General features: G+C 64.7%; 3 protein-coding genes (1 of these 3 only partly in view). All 3 read right to left on the bottom strand.

The annotated features are described in order from the left end of the window. Tightly spaced (each overlapping or abutting the next), the 3 genes in view from R1A29_RS10780 to R1A29_RS10770 form a layout consistent with a single transcriptional unit that may run on beyond the window. Positions 1-2,063 carry the 5' portion of an amino acid adenylation domain-containing protein gene (locus R1A29_RS10780; RefSeq protein ID WP_438301431.1) on the bottom strand. The gene continues 8,602 nt to the left of window position 1, outside the view, so only the first 2,063 of its 10,665 coding nucleotides appear in the window; it begins with the start codon at positions 2,061-2,063; the stop codon falls past the left edge of the window. Next, positions 2,060-6,046, bottom strand: a complete 3,987-nt coding sequence (locus R1A29_RS10775) for an amino acid adenylation domain-containing protein (protein ID WP_438301430.1) — start codon at positions 6,044-6,046, stop codon at positions 2,060-2,062. The genes R1A29_RS10780 and R1A29_RS10775 overlap by 4 nt, the downstream gene beginning before the upstream one ends. Beyond that, positions 6,043-20,439, bottom strand: coding sequence for an amino acid adenylation domain-containing protein (locus tag R1A29_RS10770; RefSeq protein WP_438301429.1), 14,397 nt, complete (start codon positions 20,437-20,439; stop codon positions 6,043-6,045). Before R1A29_RS10770 ends, R1A29_RS10775 begins: the two co-directional genes overlap by 4 nt.

The following is a 20,439-nucleotide window of genomic DNA, read 5'->3' as shown; positions in this document are numbered from 1 at the left end:
CCGGGCAACTGATTCAGGCGAGTTTCAATTTCCCCCAGCTCGACCCGCACGCCACGGATTTTCACCTGATCGTCGTTGCGCCCCAGGTACTCGATGGAACCGTCGGCGCGCCAGCGCGCCAGGTCGCCGGTGCGGTACATGCGCCCGTGATTGAACGGGTCGCGCAGGAAGCGTTCTTCGGTCAGATCAGATCGATTGAGATAACCCCGAGCCACACCGGCGCCACCCACATACAGTTCTCCAGCCACGCCAACCGGCACCGGACGCTGCTGTTCATCGAGCAGGTACACCGTCGCGTTGGCGATCGGTTTGCCGATGTGCAGCGCCTGTCCCGCCTCGACAATGCCCGACGTTGCAACCACCGTCGCCTCGGTCGGGCCGTAGTTGTTGACCACATCGAAGGACTGCTGACGGTTGAACTGACGCAGACGGTCGCCGCCAATCAGCAGTGTGCGCAGGGTCGGGTGTTCGAGGTTCTGGCTGAACGCGTATTCGGCCACCGGTGTCGGCAGGAAGCTCACGTCCAGCGGTTGCGCGCGCCACCAGTCGAGCAACGCGTCCACGTCTTCGCTGCCGTCGCGGGCCGGCGCCAGATGCAGGGTCGCGCCGGCGCACAGAGCCGGCCAGACTTCCCAGGCCATGGCGTCGAAACCGAATCCGGCGAGGCTCGACGTGTGGCGTCCGGCGCACAGATCGAAAGCTTTGCAGTGCCAGTCGACGAGGTTGCTCAAGGTGTGGTGCTCGACCATCACGCCCTTGGGCAGGCCGGTGGAGCCCGAGGTGTAGATCACGTAGGCCAGGTGTTCGACAGTCAGGTCCGGCACCTGCGGATTGCCGGTCTCGGTGTCCGGCCAGGCCTGCAAATCGAGGTCGATCACCGGCACGTCCAGCGCCGGCAGTCGTTCACGCAAATCACTCAGGCACAGCACCGCCACCGGGGCGCTGTCGCTCAGCAGATAGTTCAAACGCTCCGCCGGGTGCGCCGGATCCACCGGCACATAACCGGCGCCGGCCTTGAGAATGGCCACCAGCCCCACCAGCGTATCCAGCCCGCGTCGGGCAACGATAGCCACGCGATCGTCAGGACGAACGCCCAGCCCGATCAGGTGATGAGCCAAGGTGTTGGCCTGCCGGTTCAGCTCGGCAAAGGTCAACGCCTGCCCCTGACAGACCGCCGCGACCGCTTCGGGCCGCTCGACAACTTGCGCCTCGAATCGCTGCGCAATGGTCAGCCCCGACACAAACTCCGCATGGGTGTCATTGAACGCAACCAGCAACTGTTCACGCTCGTGAGCCTGAACCATCTCGAGCTGTTCCAGCTGCGCCTGATCGTTGGCGACCATCGCGTGCAGCAACTGCTCGAAGTAGCCGACATAACGCTGGATCGTCGACTCATCGAACAACGCCGTGGCGTATTCCAGCACGCCGCGAATGCCATCGCGGGTTTCGCCCAACGTCAGCGACAGGTCGAACTTGGCGAAGCGGGTCGGACCGGCCACGTTTTCCAGCGCCATCTCCCCCAGTTCCAGCGCCGGCCCTGAGCTGCTTTCCCAGCTCAGGGTGGTCTGGAACAACGGACTGTGGGACAGGCTGCGCGCCGGCCGGGTGACTTCCACCACCTGCTCGAACGGCAGGTCCTGATGGGCCTGGGCCTGCAATGTCAGCGTTTTGACCCGGGCCAGCAGCGCCTCGACGCTGAGCCCGCCGGAGGTGTCGATGCGCAGGGCCAGGGTATTGATGAACAAGCCGATCAGCCCTTCGATTTCCGCACGACCACGGTTGGCAACCGGCGAGCCGATCACAACGTCTGACTGGCCGGACAAGCGACTGAGCAACAGGGCCCAGGCGCTCACCATCGTCATGTACATCGTCACGCCATGGCGCTGGCTGAGTACCTTGAGGCCGGCGCTCAGTGGCTCGTCCAACCGAAACTCGACGCTGCTGCCGGTGTAATCCTGCTGCGCCGGACGCGGACGGTCGGTCGGCAGCACCAGCAAGGTCGGGGCCCCGGCCAGGGTTTGCTGCCAGTAATCGCTCTGTTGCTGCAGCACTTCGCCGCTCAACCAGCGGCGCTGCCAGATCGCGTAGTCGGCATATTGCAGCGCCAGTGGCGGCAGAGGATCGGCCTCCCCTGGCTGAACGCTTGATACAGCGCCATCAGCTCGCGGGTCAGCACGCCCATCGACCAGCCGTCGGAAATGATGTGGTGCAGGGTCAACAGCAACACATGGTGATCGTCGGCCAGCCGCACCAGACATCCGCGAATCAACGGATCGTTCTGCAAGTCGAACGGGGTCGAGGCCTGTTCACGGATCAACGCCTGCATGGCGTCGTCGGCGTGTGGATGCTGACGCAGATCCTCGACCCGCAGCAGCAGGCCGCTGTCGACCGGCGCAATCATCACCTGCACGTCATCGGCGTGCGGGACAAAACGGCTGCGCAGGGTTTCGTGGCGGTCGATGATCCGCGCCAGTGACCGTTGCAGCGCCGCCTCGTCGAGATGACCGCGCAAGCGCAGGCCCAGCGGGATGTTGTAGGCGGTGTTGACCCCTTCCATCCGCGCCAGAAACCACAGCCGCTGCTGGGCGAACGACAGCGGCAGCGCGCCGTCCCGTGGCACCGGCAACATGGCCGGCTGCGAGCTGCGTCCGGCCTGGGCCAGCACTTCGGCGACCGCTGCCAGTTCGGCATTGGCAAACAAGTCGCTCAGGGCCAGTTCGACGCCCAGACGTTGGCGAACCTGGGACACCATGCGCATCGCCAACAACGAGTGGCCACCCAGCTCAAAAAAGTGATCCCGGCGTCCGACCTGCCCGACCTGCAGCACTTCGCCCCAGATCCGCGCCAACGCGATTTCCAGCTCGCCGTGCGGTGCCTCGTAATGACGAGTGAACAACGCCGCGCGATCCGGCGCCGGCAAGGCCTTGCGGTCGACCTTGCCGTTGGCGGTCAGTGGCAACGCGTCCAGCCGCACGAACGCCGTTGGCACCATGTACTCGGGCAATTGCGCCAGCAGGCAGGCGCGCAGCTTGGCCACCGGTTGCGGTTCGACCTGAGCCTGTTCGGTGTAATAGGCGACGAGGCGCGGCTGGCCGGGCTCGTCTTCACGGGCCAGCAACACCGCTTCCTGAATGCCGGGGAGCTGGTTGAGACGGGTTTCAATCTCGCCCAGTTCGATGCGCACCCCGCGAATCTTCACCTGATCGTCGTTGCGTCCCAGGTACTCGAGGGTGCCGTCGTCCTGCCAGCGCGCCAGGTCACCGGTGCGGTACATGCGCCCGCTGTTGAACGGATCGTCGAGAAAGCGTTCGGCCGTCAGGTCCGGACGATTCAGATAACCCCGGGCAACCCCGGCGCCACCGACATACAACTCCCCCGCCACGCCGATGGGCACCGGACGTTGCTGCTCATCCAGCAGATACACCGTGGCATTGCTCACCGGCCGGCCGATATGCAGCGCCTGCCCGGCTTCGACCTTACCCGAGGTCGCCACCACCGTGGTTTCGGTCGGGCCGTAGTTGTTGATCACATCGAAATGCCGGTGACGGCTGAACTGCCGCAAGCGATCCCCGCCGATCAACAGTGTGCGCAAGGTCGGGTGTTCGAGGTTTTGACTGAAGGCGTATTCGGCTACCGGCGTTGGCAAGAAGCTCACGTCCAACGGCTGCGCGCGCCACCAGTCGAGCAAGGCATCGATGTCTTCGTTGCCGTCGCGGGTCGGGGCCAGGTGCAACGTCGCACCGGCACACAGGGCGGGCCAGACTTCCCAGGCCATGGCGTCGAAGCCGAAGCCGGCAAGGCTTGAAGTGTGACGACCGGCGCACAGGTCGAACGCGCTGCAATGCCAGTCGACGAGGTTCGACAAGGTACGGTGTTCGACCATCACGCCCTTGGGCAGACCGGTCGAGCCCGAGGTGTAGATCACGTAGGCCAGATGCCCGGCGGTCAGGCCCGGCACCTGCGGATCGAGGGCCAGGCTCAGTGGCCAGGTGCGGCGGTCGAGGTCGATCACCGGGGCGTCCAGCGTCGGCAACCGGTCACGCAGATCGCTCTGGGTCAGTACCACCGCCGGGGCACTGTCGCTGAGCAGGTAGCCCAGGCGTTCGGGCGGATGCGCCGGGTCAACCGGCACATAACCGGCCCCGGCCTTGAGAATCGCCAGCAGCCCCGCCAGTGTATCCAGCCCGCGGCGGGCGACGATGGCCACGCGATCATCGGGGCGCACGCCCAGGCTGATCAGATGATGGGCCAGGGCGTTGGCATGCAGGTTCAGCTCGGCGTAGGTCACTTGCTCACCGAGGAACACCGCCGCCACCGCTTCCGGCCGTTCAATGACTTGCGCTTCGAAACGCTGATGAATCGTCAACCCTTGCGGATAGTCGGCCCGGGTGGCGTTGAAGCCGCGCAGGATCTGCTCGCGCTCCGCGTCCGGGAGGATCGGCACCTGGCTGACCGGGGAATCCGGCGCCTGTTCCAGTGCGGACACCAGACCGTTCAGGGCGCCGAGCATGTAATCGCAAACCCGTTGCGGGTCGACTTCAGTGGTGGCGAGCAGGGTCAGGCTGAAGGCGTCGCCCAGGTCGTCGATACTCAGGGTCAGCGGATAGTTGGTGCGTTCTTCCGAGTGCAGGGTAGTGATGCCTTCCCATGCCGACAGGTTTTGTGCGCTGGCCGACGCGGCGCCATGGCTGTGGCGGTAATTGAGCAAGGCGCTGAACAGCGGCGTCGGCGCAGCCACACTGCTGCAGCGCTGGGCCAGCGCCAGCGGCGCGTGTTCATGGCGCATCAAGGTGGTCAGGCGTGCGTGGGTCGCCTGCACGGCGCTGCGCACGCTCTGAGCATCGACGTCTACTCGCACCGGCAAGGTGTTGATGAAAATGCCCAGCGCCCGGTCGGTAGCCTCGGCACCTTGCAGACGGCCCATTAGCACCGTGCCGAACACTACGTGTTGCTTGCCGGCAAGCGAGGCCAGCACTTGCGCCCAGGCCAGGTGGAACAGACTGGCCGCGCTGACCCCGAGCTGCCGTGCCTGCCCCCGCAGGCGTTGGCCCAAGGCCGGTTCGACCGGCACGCTCAGTTCGGTGATGCCGTGCCCGTCGCCCTGCACATCCTGCAGGCCGAATGGCAGAGTCGGCTCGTCGATGTCACCGAGCATGTCGCGGAAGAACGATTCGTGCTCGGTTTCGCTGACACCCAGCCGTGCCTGCGCCACATAGTCACGAAACGCGACCGGCCGCCCCAGCAGATGGCCCTGCCCCGTGAGAAACGCACGCATCTCATGACGCACCACGTCGAGCGCCGAGTGATCCAGCGCCATGTGGTGAAACAGCAAAGTCGCGACCACCCGCTGCCCGGCTTCGTCCCAGGCATGGGCCAGGCCCATCATCGGCGCCCGGGTTACATCCATGCGAAATTCCCGGGCATCGAAACGCTCGTGCAAATACGCCAGCGCATCGCCTTCGGCATCGATCTCTTCCACCGGCAATTCGGCGTCACGCCAGACCACTTGCTGCGGCGTATCCAGTCCCTCCCAGACCACTGCCGTACGGAGGATGTCATGGCGATTGATCACAGCCTGCAAAGCCTCAACGAACGCGTTCAAACGCCCGCGATCGGCAAAGGCGAAATGCGCCTGCATCACGTACGGATCGCCCTGGGCGGCGCTGACGTGGTGGTAAAGAATGCCTTCCTGCAACGGCGCCAGCGGGTAGATGTCCTGCACATTGGCCGCGCCGCCCGGCACGTCGTCCACCAGACGGTCGATGGTCGCCTGATCGAGTTCGGCCAGGGTCAGCATCGCCGGTGTGATGCGCGTGGTGCCGGGTCCAATGCCATTGGCCGGCACGTCGACCTGGCCGCTCTTGGTCGCTGAATATTGCCCGGCCTTGATCAGCTCGATCAGCGCCGGTTTGTGCTCGCGCAACAGCGCCAGCACCGCCGGATCGCTCAGCGCCTGTTTGTTGCCTTGTACGCGCAACTGGTCGTCGGTGACCGCCAACTGGATGTCTTTCGCTTTAAGTGTTGCCAACAGTTCGATCACGTTCACAGGACGATCTCCATTCTTTCCGTAATTGCGGCGTATCCGGCCAGGGTCGGTTGTTCGAACAACGCCCTGACCTCGGCTTCCATGCCTTCCTGACGTAACCGGCCGATCAGACTGACCGCCAGCAATGAGTGCCCGCCCAGTTCAAAAAAGTTGTCGTGGCGCCCTACCCGCTCCACGTTGAGCAGTTCGGCCCAGAGTCCGGCCAGCAGGATTTCCACCTCGCCGACCGGCGCTTCGTATTCGCGAGTGATGACCGACGCCTGATCCGGTAACGGCAACGCCTTGCGGTCGAGCTTGCCGTTCGGACTCAGCGGCAATGCATCGAGATGCACGAACACCGCCGGCACCATGTAATCCGGCAGGTGCTCCAGCAGATGGCCACGCAGTACATCGATTTCCAGTCGGGCGCCGGTGTAGTAAGCGACCAAACGCTTGTCTCCCGGCACGTCCTCGCGGGCCAGCACCGCCGCTTCCTGAACGCCGCCGATGTCGGTCAGGCGGGACTGGATTTCACCCAGTTCGATGCGCAGGCCTCGGATCTTCACTTGGTCGTCGTTACGGCCCAGATATTCAATATTGCCGTCGGCCAGATAACGGGCGACGTCGCCTGTGCGATACATCCTTCCATTGAGTTGGAACGGGTCCTGAAGGAACCGCTCGGCGCTGAGTTCAGGACGATTCAGGTAACCGCGAGCAACCTGCACGCCGCCGATATACAGCTCGCCGACTACGCCTTGCGGCACCGGTTGTTGCTGGGCGTCGAGGATGTACATCCGGGTATTGGCGATCGGTTTGCCGATTGGCGTGTTGTCCGGGGTTTGCTCCATCGGTCCAGCGCAATCCCACGCCGTGACGTCCACTGCCGCTTCGGTCGGGCCATAGAGATTGTGCAAACCACTGTTCGGCAATTGCTGCTTGAAGCGCCGCACCAGACTGCCCGGCAGAGCTTCACCGCTGCACATCACCTGGCGCAAACCGTGGCAACGCGCGGTGTCGCCATGGGCGAGGAACACGTCGAGCATCGACGGCACGAAGTGCAGCGTGGTGATGTGTTCTTGCTCGATCACTTCGCTCAGGTACAGCGGATCCTTGTGCCCGCCGGGACGGGCCATCACCAACCGGGCGCCAGTCATCAGTGGCCAGAAGAACTCCCACACCGAAACGTCGAAGCTGAACGGGGTTTTCTGCAGCACTGAATCTTCAGCCGTCAGACGATAAGCGTCCTGCATCCACAGCAAGCGGTTGACTACACTACTGTGTTCGTTGATCACGCCTTTCGGCTGCCCGGTGGAGCCGGAGGTGTAGATCACGTAGGCCGTGTGTTGCGGGGTCAGTCCATCGACCGACGGGTTATCCGCCGACAACGATTGCCAGGTCTCGTGATCCAGATCGACCACCGGCACCGCCACCTCACCCAGCAACGCGCGGGTCGAGCCTTGCACCAGCACCGCCGATGGCGCGCTGTCCTCCAGCATGTAGGCCAGCCGCTCCAGTGGATACGCCGGATCCAGCGGCACATAACCGCCGCCAGCCTTCAAAATGGCCAGCAACCCGACCACCATTTCCAGCCCGCGCTCGACACAGATCGCCACTCGCGCATCCGGGCCGACGCCCAGACCGCGCAAGTGATGGGCCAAGCGATTGGCCCGAGCATTCAGCTCGGCATAGCTCAGCCGCTGCTCTCCGGAAAGCACCGCCACAGCCTGCGGCGACCGCAAGACCTGCGCCTCGAACAATCCATTGATGCTCTGCTGAAGGTCATAACCGACATCGGTCGCGTTGAAGTCGAACAACAGCCGCTGACGCTCCGCCCCCTCAAGAACCGGCAAACGATTCATCGCCTGCGTCGGTGCCTGTTCCAGCGCCTCCACCAACGCCAACAACGCCGTCTGCATGTAGCCGCAAATCCGCTGCGCGCCGATGTCCGCCGGCACCATGGCGATCAGCGAGAAGCCGTTGCCCAGGTCATCGACGTTCAGGCTCAGCGGGTAGTTGGTGCGCTCTTCGCTGCTCAGGGTCTCGATGCCCTGCCAGGCCTGAACCACGCTGTCCGCATGCTCTGCACCGTGGCTGTGCCGATAGTTGAGCATCGCGCTGAACAACGGCGACGGCGCCGCGATCCCGCTGCAACGCTGGGCCAGTGCCAGCGAAGCGTGTTCGTGGCCCAGCAGCGCAGTGAGACGCTGATGCGTCGCCTTGACCGCCTCGCGCACCGGGGTTTCGCCCAGATCGACCCGCAACGGCAAGGTGTTGATGAACATGCCCAGTGCACGGTCGGCACCCTGGCCGCCTTGCATCCGGCCCATCAGCACGGTGCCGAACACCACGTTGTCCTGCCCGGAGGTCGCCGCCAGTACCTGGGCCCAGGCAAGGTGGAACAGGCTGGCCACGCTGATGCCCATCTGCCGTGCCTGACTGCGCAGGCGCAGGTTCAGGCCGCTGTCGAGGACCTGCTGCACTTCCTCGATGCCGCGTCCGTCGCCGCGCACATCGCGCAGACTGAACGGGAGGGTCGGCTCGTCGATGTCGCCGAGCATGTCGCGGAAAAATGCCTCATGCTCCTGCTCCGTGACACCCAGCCGCGCCTGTGCCACGTAATTTCGATACGGCACCGCCGCCGGCAACGGCTCATCGGAGCCGCGCAGGTAAGCCTGCATTTCGTGGCGCACCACTTCCAGCGCGGTGTGGTCGAGCACAATGTGATGGAACAGCAGCATCGCCACCACCCGGCCACGGGCCGGATCCCGGGCATACACCAGGCGCAGCAACGGCGCCTGGGCGATGTCGAGGCGGTAATGCCGGGCATCGAAGCGGGCATGCAACTGTTCAAGGATGTCGCCGGCCGCAGGATCGAGCAGGACCTCCTGCACCACCAGTTCAGCCCGACGCCACACCACCTGCACCGGCACGCTCAAACCTTCCCACACCACACCCGTACGCAGCACGTCATGGCGGTCGATGACCTGTTGCAACGCCGCACTGAAACGCTGCACACGTTCAAGACTGTCGAACGCGATACGCGATTGCAGCAGGTACGGATCGCCCTCTCCCGCGCTCAAGTGGTGATAAAGAATGCCTTCCTGCAACGGCGCCAGCGGATAGATGTCCTGCACATTGGTAGCGCCACCCGGCACGCTGGACACCACGCGGTCGATGGCGGCCTGATCCAGCGAAACCAGCGTCAGCATCTGCGGAGTGATGCGGGTGCAATCGGCTGCAATGCGATTGGCCGGCACTTCGATTTCACGACCGCTGCCCACAGCCGCAGCCAGCGCGGCCAGGGTCGGCTGACTGAACAGCACCCGCACATCGGTGCTCAGGCCGATCTGGCGCATGCGTTCGATCAGGCTCACCGCCAGCAGTGAGTGCCCGCCCAGTTCGAAGAAGTGATCATGGCGCCCGACCCGTTCGACGTTCAGCACCTCGCCCCACAGTCGGGCCAGGGCGATTTCGGTCTCGCCGAGCGGAGCCTCGTACTCGCGCACCAGCACCGACTCGGCACCGGGAGCCGGCAGCGCCTTGCGCTCCACCTTGCCATTGGGGCTCAGTGGCAGGCTGTCGAGCGCGACGAAAGCCGACGGCACCATGTAGTCCGGCAGGCGTGCAAGCAAGTGTTCGCGCAACGCCTCGATCCCCGGTTGCCCGGCCTCGGCGTGCCAGGTGAAGTACGCCACCAGACGTTCTTCACGCACCAGCACCACGGCCTCACGCAGGGCCGGATGGCTGAGCAGTTGCGCTTCGATTTCACCCGGTTCAAGGCGCAGGCCACGCAACTTGACCTGGAAGTCGTTGCGCCCGATGAATTCGAGCTGACCATCGGCACGGTAGCGCACCAAGTCGCCCGTGGCATACAACCGGTCGCCGGCCACGAACGGGCTCGGGACAAACCGTTCAGCCATCAACTGCGGCAGGCCCAGATAGCCCCGCGCGACCCCGGCACCACCAATGAACAACTGACCGATGACGCCCATCGGCACCGGCTGCTCGGCGGTATCCAGTACATACAAACGGGTGTTGATGATCGGTCGCCCGATCGGCAAGGCGTTGTCCGGCACCGGCATCGACGGTTCCAGCGTCCACACCGTGCTGTCGACCGTGGCTTCGGTCGGGCCGTAGACGTTGTGCAAGCGCACCTGCGGCAGGCGCTCGCGCACAAGGCGCGCCAGTGTCGGTGTCAGGTCGCCGCCGCCACAGAACACATCGGTGAGGCTGCTGCACTGGCTGACGTCGTCCTGCTCGAGGAACTGTTGTAGCAACACCGGCACAAACTGGATCACGCTGATCCGCTGCTCGCGAATCACCTGCGCCAGATACGCCGGCTCGCGGTGCCCGTCAGGACGCGCCAGCACCAGACGCAAACCGGCGCTCAATGGCCAGAACAGCTCCCAGACCGAGGCATCGAAACTGAACGGGGTTTTCTGCAACAGCGCGCCGTCCGTCACGGCGGGACACAGCTGCGAACTCCAGTGCAGCAGGTTGCCGACGCCGCGATGCTCGACCATCACGCCTTTCGGCGCCCCGGTCGAACCGGAGGTGTAGATCACGTAGGCCAGGTTCGAAGCGTTGAGGCCCGGTACTTGCGGATTGTCCTGCGGGTTGAATGTCCAGTGGTCCTGATCCAAATCGATCACCAGCGCGGTGCTCTCTTCGAGCAATGCGCGAGTCGCCCCATGCACCAGCACCGCTACCGGCGCACTGTCCTTGAGCATGTAATCCAGACGTTCCGCCGGGTACGCCGGGTCCAGCGGTACATAGGCACCGCCGGCCTTGAGGATGCCGAGCAGACCGACCATCAGTTCCAGCCCGCGCTCGACGCAGATTGCTACCCGCGAATCCGGCCCCACACCCAGTTCGCGCAGGTGATGGGCCAGACGGTTGGCCTGAGCATTGAGTTCGGCGTAGGTCAGCCGCTGCTCACCGGCCTGCAACGCGATGGCTTGCGGCGTACGTTGGACTTGCGCTTCGAACAACCCGTGAACGGTTTGCTCCAGATTGTCTGCGGTGCCGGTGGCGTTAAGGTCGTACAGCACCTGCTGACGTTCTGCACCGTCGAGGATCGGCAAGCGATTCAGCGGCTGATCCGGTGCCTGTTCCAGGGCATCCGCCAGTTTCTCCAGCGCGGTCTGCATGTAGTCGCAGATGCGCTGTGAACCGATGTTCGCCGGGGTCATGGCGGTGAGCACGAAACCGTTGCCCAGATCATCGACGCCCAGGCTCAGCGGATAGTTGGTGCGTTCTTCGCTGCTCAGGGTCTCGATGCCTTGCCAGGCCTGACGGACGCTTTGCTGCTGCGCCTCGTCGGCGCTGTGCCGGTAGTTGAGCATCGAACTGAACAGCGGCGACGGCGCGGCCACGCCGCTGCAACGCTGGGCCAGCGCCAGTGACGCATGCTCATGGCCGAGCAATGCGCTCAGACGTGCATGCGTCGTCCGAGCCCCTTCGCGCACCGGGGTTTCACCGAGATCGACCCGCAGCGGCAAGGTGTTGATGAACATCCCCAACGCCCGGTCGGCACCCTCGCCGCCCTGCATCCGGCCCATCAGCACCGTGCCGAATACCACACGATCCTGCCCGGACGTCGCGCCCAGCACCTGCGCCCACGCAAGGTGGAACAGGCTGGCCACGCTGATGCCCAGTTGCCGGGCCAGGCTGCGCAGACGCTGACCGGTTGCAGCGGTCAGGGCCTGTTGCGTTTCCTCGATGTCGCGACCGTCGCCTTGCACATCCTGCAAACCGAACGGCAGAGTCGGCTCGTCGATATCGCCGAGCATGTCGCGGAAGAATGCTTCGTGGTCCTGCTCGCTGACACCCAGCCGCGCCTGCGCAACGTAATTACGATAAGGCACCGCCGCGCCCAACGAGGCTTCGCGCCCCTGCAGGCAGGCGAGCATTTCGTGCTGCACCACGTCCAGCGCGGTGTGATCCATCACGACATGGTGGAACAGCAACATCGCGACTACCCGGTCGTGGGCCGGATCACGGGCATACACCAGACGCAGCAACGGTGCCTGGCTGATGTCGAGGCGGTAATGACGGGCATCGAAACGCCCGTGCAATTGCTCGAGGATGTCGCCCTGTGCAGGGTCGAGCACAATTTCCTGCACCGCCAGTCCGGCGTGACGCCACACCACCTGCATCGGCGCGGCCAGTTCCTGCCAGATCACCGCCGTGCGCAGGATGTCGTGGCGGGCAATGACCTGACGCAGCGCCGACGCAAACGCGTCCACACGTTCGACGCTGTCGAAGGCCAGCCGCGATTGCAGCAGGTACGGGTCGCCCTGTTCGGCGCTCAAGTGGTGATAAAGGATGCCTTCCTGCAACGGCGCCAGCGGATAAATGTCCTGCACGTTCACGGCGCCACCGGGCACCGTGGCAACGATGCGGTCGATGCTCGCCTGATCAAGCTCGGTCAGGCTCAACAGGTCCGGGGTGATATGGGTGCAATCAGCAGGAATGCGGTTGGCCGGTACTTCGATCTCACGACCGCTGCCCACCGCAGCGGCCAGCGCAGCCAGCGTTGGCTGGCTGAACAGCACGCGCACATCGGTGTTCAGGCCGATCTGGCGCAGACGTTCGATCAGGCTCACTGCCAGCAGCGAATGGCCGCCCAGTTCAAAGAAGTTGTCGTGACGACCGACCTTTTCCAGCTTCAGGACGTCGGCCCAGATCTGCGCCAGCGCGGTTTCCACCGGGCCTTGCGGGGCTTCGTATTCACGGCTGAGCCAGGCGTTCTGATCCGGCTCCGGCAAGGCCTTGCGGTCGAGTTTGCCGTTGGCGGTCAGCGGCAAGGCGTCGAGTCGCACGTAAGCCGCCGGGATCAAGGCTTGCGGCAGAAGCCCTTGCAGATGATTGCGCAAGGCTTCGATATCGGCCGGTGCCCGTTCGGTGAACCACACCAGCAACTGCCCGTCGCGCACCAGCGCCACGGCGTCCTGCACCGTCGGGTGGCTGGCCAGCGCGGCTTCGATTTCCCCGAGTTCGACCCGCACGCCGCGCAGTTTCACCTGATCGTCGTTGCGGCCCAGGTATTCGATATTGCCGTCCGCCCGCCAGCGCGCGAGGTCGCCGGTGCGGTACATCCGCGCCTGCGGCTGGTCGCTGAACGGGTCGGCGAGGAAGCGTTCGGCGGTCATTTCCGGACGGTTCAGGTAACCCCGCGCCACACCGGCGCCGGCCACGTACAACTCACCCGTCACACCAACCGGCACCGGGCGTTGCTGGTCATCCAGCAGATAGATGCGAGCGTTAGCCATCGGCTTGCCAATGTGCAGCGGCTGACCGACCTCCACCGGCCCGGAGGTCGCGACCACCGTGGCTTCGGTCGGGCCATAGTTGTTGATCACCGCAAAGCGCTGCGCACGGTTGAACTGGCGCAGTTTGTCGCCACCGATCAACAAGGTGCGCAGGGTCGGGTGTTGCAATTCGCGGCTGAAGGCGTATTCGGCCACCGGCGTCGGCAGGAAGCTCACCTGCAACGGCTGCGCCCGCCACCAGTCGAGCAATTCGTCCAGATGTTCATTGCTCACCGATTCCGGCGGCAGGTGCAGGGTCGCGCCGACGCATAATGCCGGCCAGACTTCCCAGGCCATCGCGTCGAAACCGAACCCGGCAACGCTGGCGGTGTGGCTGCCGGCGTGCAGGTCAAAGGCTTCGGTGTGCCAGTGCACAAGGTTTTCCAGGGTCGCGTGTTCGACCATCACGCCTTTCGGCTGGCCGGTGGAGCCCGAGGTGTAGATGACGTACGCAAGATTTGCCGGAGTCAGGTACGGCAGTTGCGGGTTGCTGTCGGGCAGGTGTTGCCAGGCGTCGCTGTCCAGATCGATCACCGGCATCATGCCCGGCAGATCCCGGGTCGAGGCCTGGACCAGCACGGCCACCGGATCGCTGTCCTGCAACAGGTAGGCAATGCGCTCCGCCGGGTGCGCCGGATCCACCGGCACATAACCGGCGCCGGCCTTGAGAATCGCCAGCAGCCCCACCAGCATCTGCGGGCCGCGACGCACGCAAATGGCGACGCGGTCGTCCGGTTGCACGCCGAGGCCGATCAAGTGATGGGCCAGTTGGTTGGCGCGCTGATTGAGCTGCCCATAGGTCAGCTGTTGCGCGCCCTGAATCACGGCGAGGGCATTCGGGTTGCGCCGGGCCTGCGCCTCGACCATTGCGTGAATCGTTGCGCCACGAGGATAGGCCGTGACCGGGGGATTGAAGCCCTCGACCAGACGCTCCAGTTCTGCGGTCGAAAGGATCGGCAAGCGGTTCAACGGTTTTTGCGGCGTCTGTTCCAGCGCCTGCACCAGTTGTTCCAGCGCGGTGTGCATGTAACTGCAAATCCGTTGCGCACCGATCTGGCTCACCGCCAGAACCGACAAGGCGAACCCTTCACCCAGATCGTCCACGCTCAGGGTCAGCGGGTAGTTGGTGCGCTCTTCACCGCCGAGTTTCTGCACGCCCTCCCAGATGCCCTGGCCGTTCTGCGATTGTTGCGCGGGGGCACTGTGACGGTAGTTGAACAAGGCACTGAACAGCGGCGACGACGCCGCGACACCGCTGCAACGCTGGGCCAGCGCCAGCGGGGCGTGTTCATGTCCCAGCAGCGCGGTCAGTCGTGCGTGAGTCGCCTTGACCCCGTCCCGCGCGCCGGCACCGACATCGATGCGCAGCGGCAAGGTATTGATGAACACCCCCAGCGCCCGGTCGGCGCCATCGCCGCCCTGCATCCGTCCCATCATCACCGTGCCGAACACCACATCGCGGCGGTTCGACAGCACGCCCAGCACTTGCGCCCAGGCCAGGTGCATCAGGCTGGCGGCACTCACGCCCAGTTGCCGCGCCTGTTCACGCAGACGTACATTGAGTTCAGTGGCCACCGGTTGCAGCGCTTCCTCGATGCCGTGACCGTCGCCCTGCACGTCCCGCAGCCCCAGCGGCAGGGTCGGCTCGTCAATGTCACCGAGCATCTCGCGGAAAAACGCTTCGTGTTCCTGCTCGCTGAGCCCCAGGCGTGCCTGGGCCACGTAGTTGCGATAGGGAATCGGCGCCGAAAGGCTGTCGACCTCACCGAACATCACACCGCGCATTTCATCGACGATCACTTCCAGCGCGGTGTGATCGAGAATCAGGTGATGGGACAGCAGGATCGCCACCACGCGCTGCTGCTTCGGATCTTCGGCATACACCATGCGCAGCAGCGGCCCCTGGCTGATGTCGAGGCGGTAGTGACGGGCATCGAAGCGCTCGTGCAACTGTTCAAGGATGTCGCCGTTTGCTGAATCCAGCGCGACGCGCTGAACCACCAGTTCGGCGTGGCGCCACACCACTTGATGAGGCGTCGCCAGGCCTTCGTGGACAACGCTGGTACGCAGGATGTCGTGGCGTGCGATGACCTGCTGCAAGGTGTCGGTGAAGGTGCGCAGGCGCTCGACACTGTCGAAGGCCAGCCGCGATTGCAGCAGGTAAGGGTCGCCCTGCTCCGCGCTCAAGTGGTGATAAAGGATGCCTTCCTGTAGCGGCGCCAGCGGATAGATGTCCTGCACGTTGGCGGCGCCGCCCGGCACTGTGGCGACGATCCGGTCGATGCCGGCCTGGTCCAGTGCGGTCAGGCTCAGCAGGTCCGGGGTGATGTGAGAGCAATCAGCAGGAATGCGGTTGGCCGGCACTTCGATTTCGCGACCACTGCCTACCGCCGCAGCCAGTGCAGCCAGGGTCGGCTGGCTGAACAGCACGCGCACGTCGGTGCTCAGGCCGATCCGGCGCAGGCGCTCGATCAGGCTCACCGCCAGCAACGAGTGCCCGCCCAGCTCGAAGAAGTTGTCGTGGCGACCAACCTTTTCCAGCTTCAGGACATCGGCCCAGATCTGCGCCAGCGCAGTTTCCACCGGGCCTTGCGGGGCTTCGTATGCCTGGCTGAGCCAGGCGCCCGGATCCGGCAGCGGCAAGGCCTTGCGGTCGACCTTGCCGTTGTTGTTCAGCGGCAACGCATCGAGCTGCACCCAGGCCGAGGGCACCATGTATTCCGGCAGGCGTGCCTGCAATTGGCTGCGCAGGCTGGCGCTGTCCACTCCCTTTTCGGCCGTGAAATACGCCACCAGACGCAGCGGTTCCTGGCCGTCCTGACGGGCCAGCACGATGGCTTCCTTGACCCCTTCACAGTTCAGCAGGCGGTTTTCGATTTCTCCCAGTTCGATGCGGAAACCACGGATTTTCACCTGATCGTCGTTGCGGCCGATGCATTCCAGTTGCCCCGGTGCGAGCCAGCGTGCGAGGTCGCCGGTGCGGTACAGCAGCGCCCCCGGCTGATCGCCGAACGGGTCTTGCAGGAATTTCTCGGCGGTCAGGTCTGGGCGATTCAGATAGCCCAGCGCCACGCCCTGGCCGCCGATGTACAGCTCGCCGGTTACACCCATCGGCACCGGTTGCTGGCGGGCGTTGAGTACATAGACCTGGGTGTTGGAGATCGGCCCGCCAATCGGCACGCTGTCGGCGGTTTCCGCCACTTCGCGCACTTCGAAGGTTGTGGCGTAGGTGGTGGTTTCGGTCGGGCCGTAGCAGTGGACGATGCGCAGGTCTGGCGCCTCGGCCAGCAAGCGGCGGAAGGCGGCCGGGTCGGCACGTTCGCCACCGCACAGCACCATGCGCAGGCCCTTCAGAGCTTCCGGGATCAACTGCACGTACTGGTTGAACAGCGCGGTGGTGACGAACAGGATCGTGACGCCCGAAGCCGCCAATACCTGCCCGAACACGTTTGGATCAAGCAAGGTGTCGTGATCGATGACCACCACTCGCCCGCCGTTGAGCAACGGCCCCCAGACGTCCATGGTGCTGGCGTCGAACGCCGGGTTGGAGGCGAACGCCACATGATCCTGTGGGTTGAAATCGGCGTAGCCGTTGTTGATCACCAGTCGCCCGATGGCCCGGTGCGGCACCATCACACCCTTCGGCGTACCGGTGGAACCGGAGGTGTACATGATGTAGGCCACGGATTCCGAGGACTGCGGCAGGTCCGGGTTGTGCGTCGGCTGCGCGTCGAGTTTCAGCGCATTGAGGTCGATCCGGCGCACGCTGTAGCCGACTGACTCGGTGCTGAAGGTCAGCAACGCTTTCGCCCCGCAGTCCTCAACCATGAACGCCTGACGCTCGGCCGGCGCATTGATGTCCAGCGGCACATAAGCCGCCGCACATTTGCCGATGGCCAGTTGCGCGACCAGCAGATCCAGCGAGCGCGGCAGCAGAATCGCGACGTGGTCGCCCGGTTGCACGCCCTGCCCGATCAGGTGATGGGCCAGGCGATTGGCCCGTTGGTTCAGCTCTTCATAGGTCAACGCGGTGTTGCCATGCACCGCCGCCACGGCTTGCGGATGCCGTTTCACTTGCTGTTCAAACAGACTGTGAACCGTTGAACCTGACGGGTACTCCCGCTGAGTCGCATTGAACCCGACCAGCAATTCCCGCCGTTCCTCCGGCGGCAAAATCGACAGCTGATCGACACCCCGTTGCGGCGTCTGCTCCAGCGCCTGCACCAGACTGTCGAAGGCAATATTGATGTACTCGCAGACCCGCGCCCCATCGATCCCCGGCACTGCCTGCACACTCAGACGCAAGCCTTCGCCAAGGTCATCGACGCTGACCACCAGCGGATAATTGCTGCGCTCGCGGGAGCTGAGCAGTTCAATGCCATCCAGCGTCAGCCCCGCCGCCTGCGGTGCGCTGTGGCGATAGTTGAGCAACGTGCCGAACAGCGGCAACGAGCCGGAAACCCCGCTGCAACGCTGGGCCAGCGCCAGTGACGCCTGTTCATGGGCGAGCAATTGCGCCAGCCGTTCATGGGTGGCAAGCACGCTGTCGCGCACCGCCGTGGCGGTCACGCTGACGCGCAGCGGCAAGGTGTTGATGAACAGGCCTAACGCCCGGTCGGCGCCCTCGCCGCCCTGCATCCGGCCCAGCAGCACCGTGCCGAACACCACCTCGTCCCGGCCGCTGGTCTGCGCCAGGACCTGCGCCCAGGCCTGGTGCGCCAGACTCGCCACACTGATGCCGAGCCGCCGTGCCTGCTCACGCAGACGCAAGGCCAGCGCTGTGTCCAGCGTGAGTTGGCTGTCGACTACCGCGCTGCCGTCGCCGTGTACGTCCTGTACGCCGAACGCCAGGGTCGGCTCGTCGATGTCGCCGAGCATGTCGCGGAAAAACCCTTCATGGGCCTCGACATCCGCGCCGAGCCGGGCCTGCGCGACATAGTTGCGGTACTGCACCGGGGTCGCCAGTTCGGCGGCGTGACCGTGCAGCACGCTGTTCATCTCGCTCACCAGCACTTCCAGCGCGGTGTGATCGAGCATCAGGTGGTGCATCAGCAGGATGCCGACCCAGCGCTTCTGTTGCGGATCCTCGGTGTAGGCGAAGCGCATCATCGGTGCGCGGCCCAGGTTCAGACGGTAGTGACGCGGGTCGAAACATGCCTGCATCTGTTGCAGCACGTCGCCGTCCTGCGGGTCAGCATCGACTCGCTCAAGCGCCAGCGGCGCCGCACGCCAGACCACTTGCACCGGTTCTTCGAGGCCTTCCCAGACCACACTGGAACGCAGGATGTCGTGGCGCGCGATTACCACGTTGACGGCGCGGACGAACGCCTTGACCGACTGGATCCCGTCAAACACGAACTGCGCCTGCAACACGTAAGGATCGCCGGCCGTTGCCGCCATGTGGTGATACAGAATCCCCGCTTGCAACGGCGCCAGGGCGTAGATGTCCTGCACGTTGGCGACGCCACCGGGGACGCTTTCCACGATCCGGTCGATGCCGGCCTGATCGAGTGAGGCCAGGGGCAACATGTCTGGCGTGATGTATTGGCAGTCAGGGGTGATGCGATTGACCGGCACTTGAACGCCGGACGACGCGCCCAGGGTTGCCGCCAGTCCTGCCACTGTCGGCCGGCCGAACAGGACCCGCACATCGCAGCTCAATTCCTGCTGGCGCATGCGCTCGACCAGTTTCACCGCCAGCAAGGAATGCCCACCCAGCTCGAAGAAATTGTCATGGCGCCCGACCTGCTCGACGTTCAGCAGGGTCTGCCAGATTTCGGCGATTCGGCATTCCACCTCGCCGACCGGCGCCTCGTACCCACGCAGCAACTGGCCGCTTTGATCCGGCGCCGGCAACGCCTTGCGGTCGAGTTTGCCGTTGGGGCTCAGGGGCATGGCGTCGAGATGGACGAACGCCGTCGGCACCATGTAATCCGGCAACTGCTCCAGCAGATGGCTGCGCAGTTCGCCGATGTCCAGCGGTTCACCGCTGTAGTACGCCACCAGCCGTGGATCGCCGGCCACGTCTTCGCGCACCAGCACTTCGGCGGCGAGCACGGTGTCGAGTTGCATCAGCCGCGCCTGGATTTCCCCGAGTTCGATACGCAAACCGCGAATCTTCACCTGATCGTCGTTGCGACCGAGGTATTCGAGGTTGCCGTCGGCCCGATAGCGACACAGGTCACCGGTGCGGTACAGCCGCGCATTGGGCTGGTCGCTGAACGGATCATCGAGGAAACGCTCGGCGGTGAGCGACGCAAGATTCAGGTATCCACGCGCCACCTGCACGCCACCGATGTACAGCTCGCCGGCCACACCCAGCGGCAGCGGTTGCAGTTGGTCGTCGAGAATGTACAAACGGGTGTTGCTGACGGGCCGACCGATTGGCAACAGCGCCTCTGGCACCGGCATCGACGGCTCCAGCGTCCACACTGTGCTGTCGACCGTGGTTTCGGTGGGGCCGTAGACGTTATGCAAGCGCACCTGCGGCAGACGCTCGCGGACTTGACGGGCCAACGCCGGCGTCAGCTCGCCGCCGCCACAGAACACATCCGTGAGGCTGGTGCACTGGCTGACGTCTTCCACGTCGAGGAACTGTTGCAACAGCGCCGGCACGAACTGGATCACGCTGATGCGCTGCTCGCGCACCACGTGCGTCAAGTACGCCGGTTCGAAGTGCGCATCGGGGCGCGCCAGTACCAGACGCAGACCCGATGTCAGCGGCCAGAACAGCTCCCAGACCGAGGCGTCGAAACTGTAAGGGGTTTTCTGCAACAGGGCGCCGTCCGCCACGGGCGGGCACACCTGCGAGCTCCAGTGCAGCAGATTGCTCAGGCCACGATGCTCGACCATCACCCCTTTCGGCGTGCCGGTGGAGCCCGAGGTGTAGATCACGTAGGCCAGGTTCGAAGCGTTCAGGCCCGGCACCTGAGGATTCTGATCGGGGTAGTCCTGCCAGTGATCCTGATCGAAATCGAGCAGCGGCACGCCACCCACCTCGAACAGCGCCCGGGTCGCGCCGTGCGCCAGCAGCGCCACCGGGGCGCTGTCCTTGAGCATGTAGTTCAGGCGTTCCGCCGGGTACGCCGGGTCCAGCGGCAC

This window comes from Pseudomonas sp. NMS19W (genome assembly GCF_051554255.1).
Lineage (GTDB): Bacteria > Pseudomonadota > Gammaproteobacteria > Pseudomonadales > Pseudomonadaceae > Aquipseudomonas > Aquipseudomonas kribbensis.
This window is presented reverse-complemented; position numbering and strand designations above follow the sequence as displayed.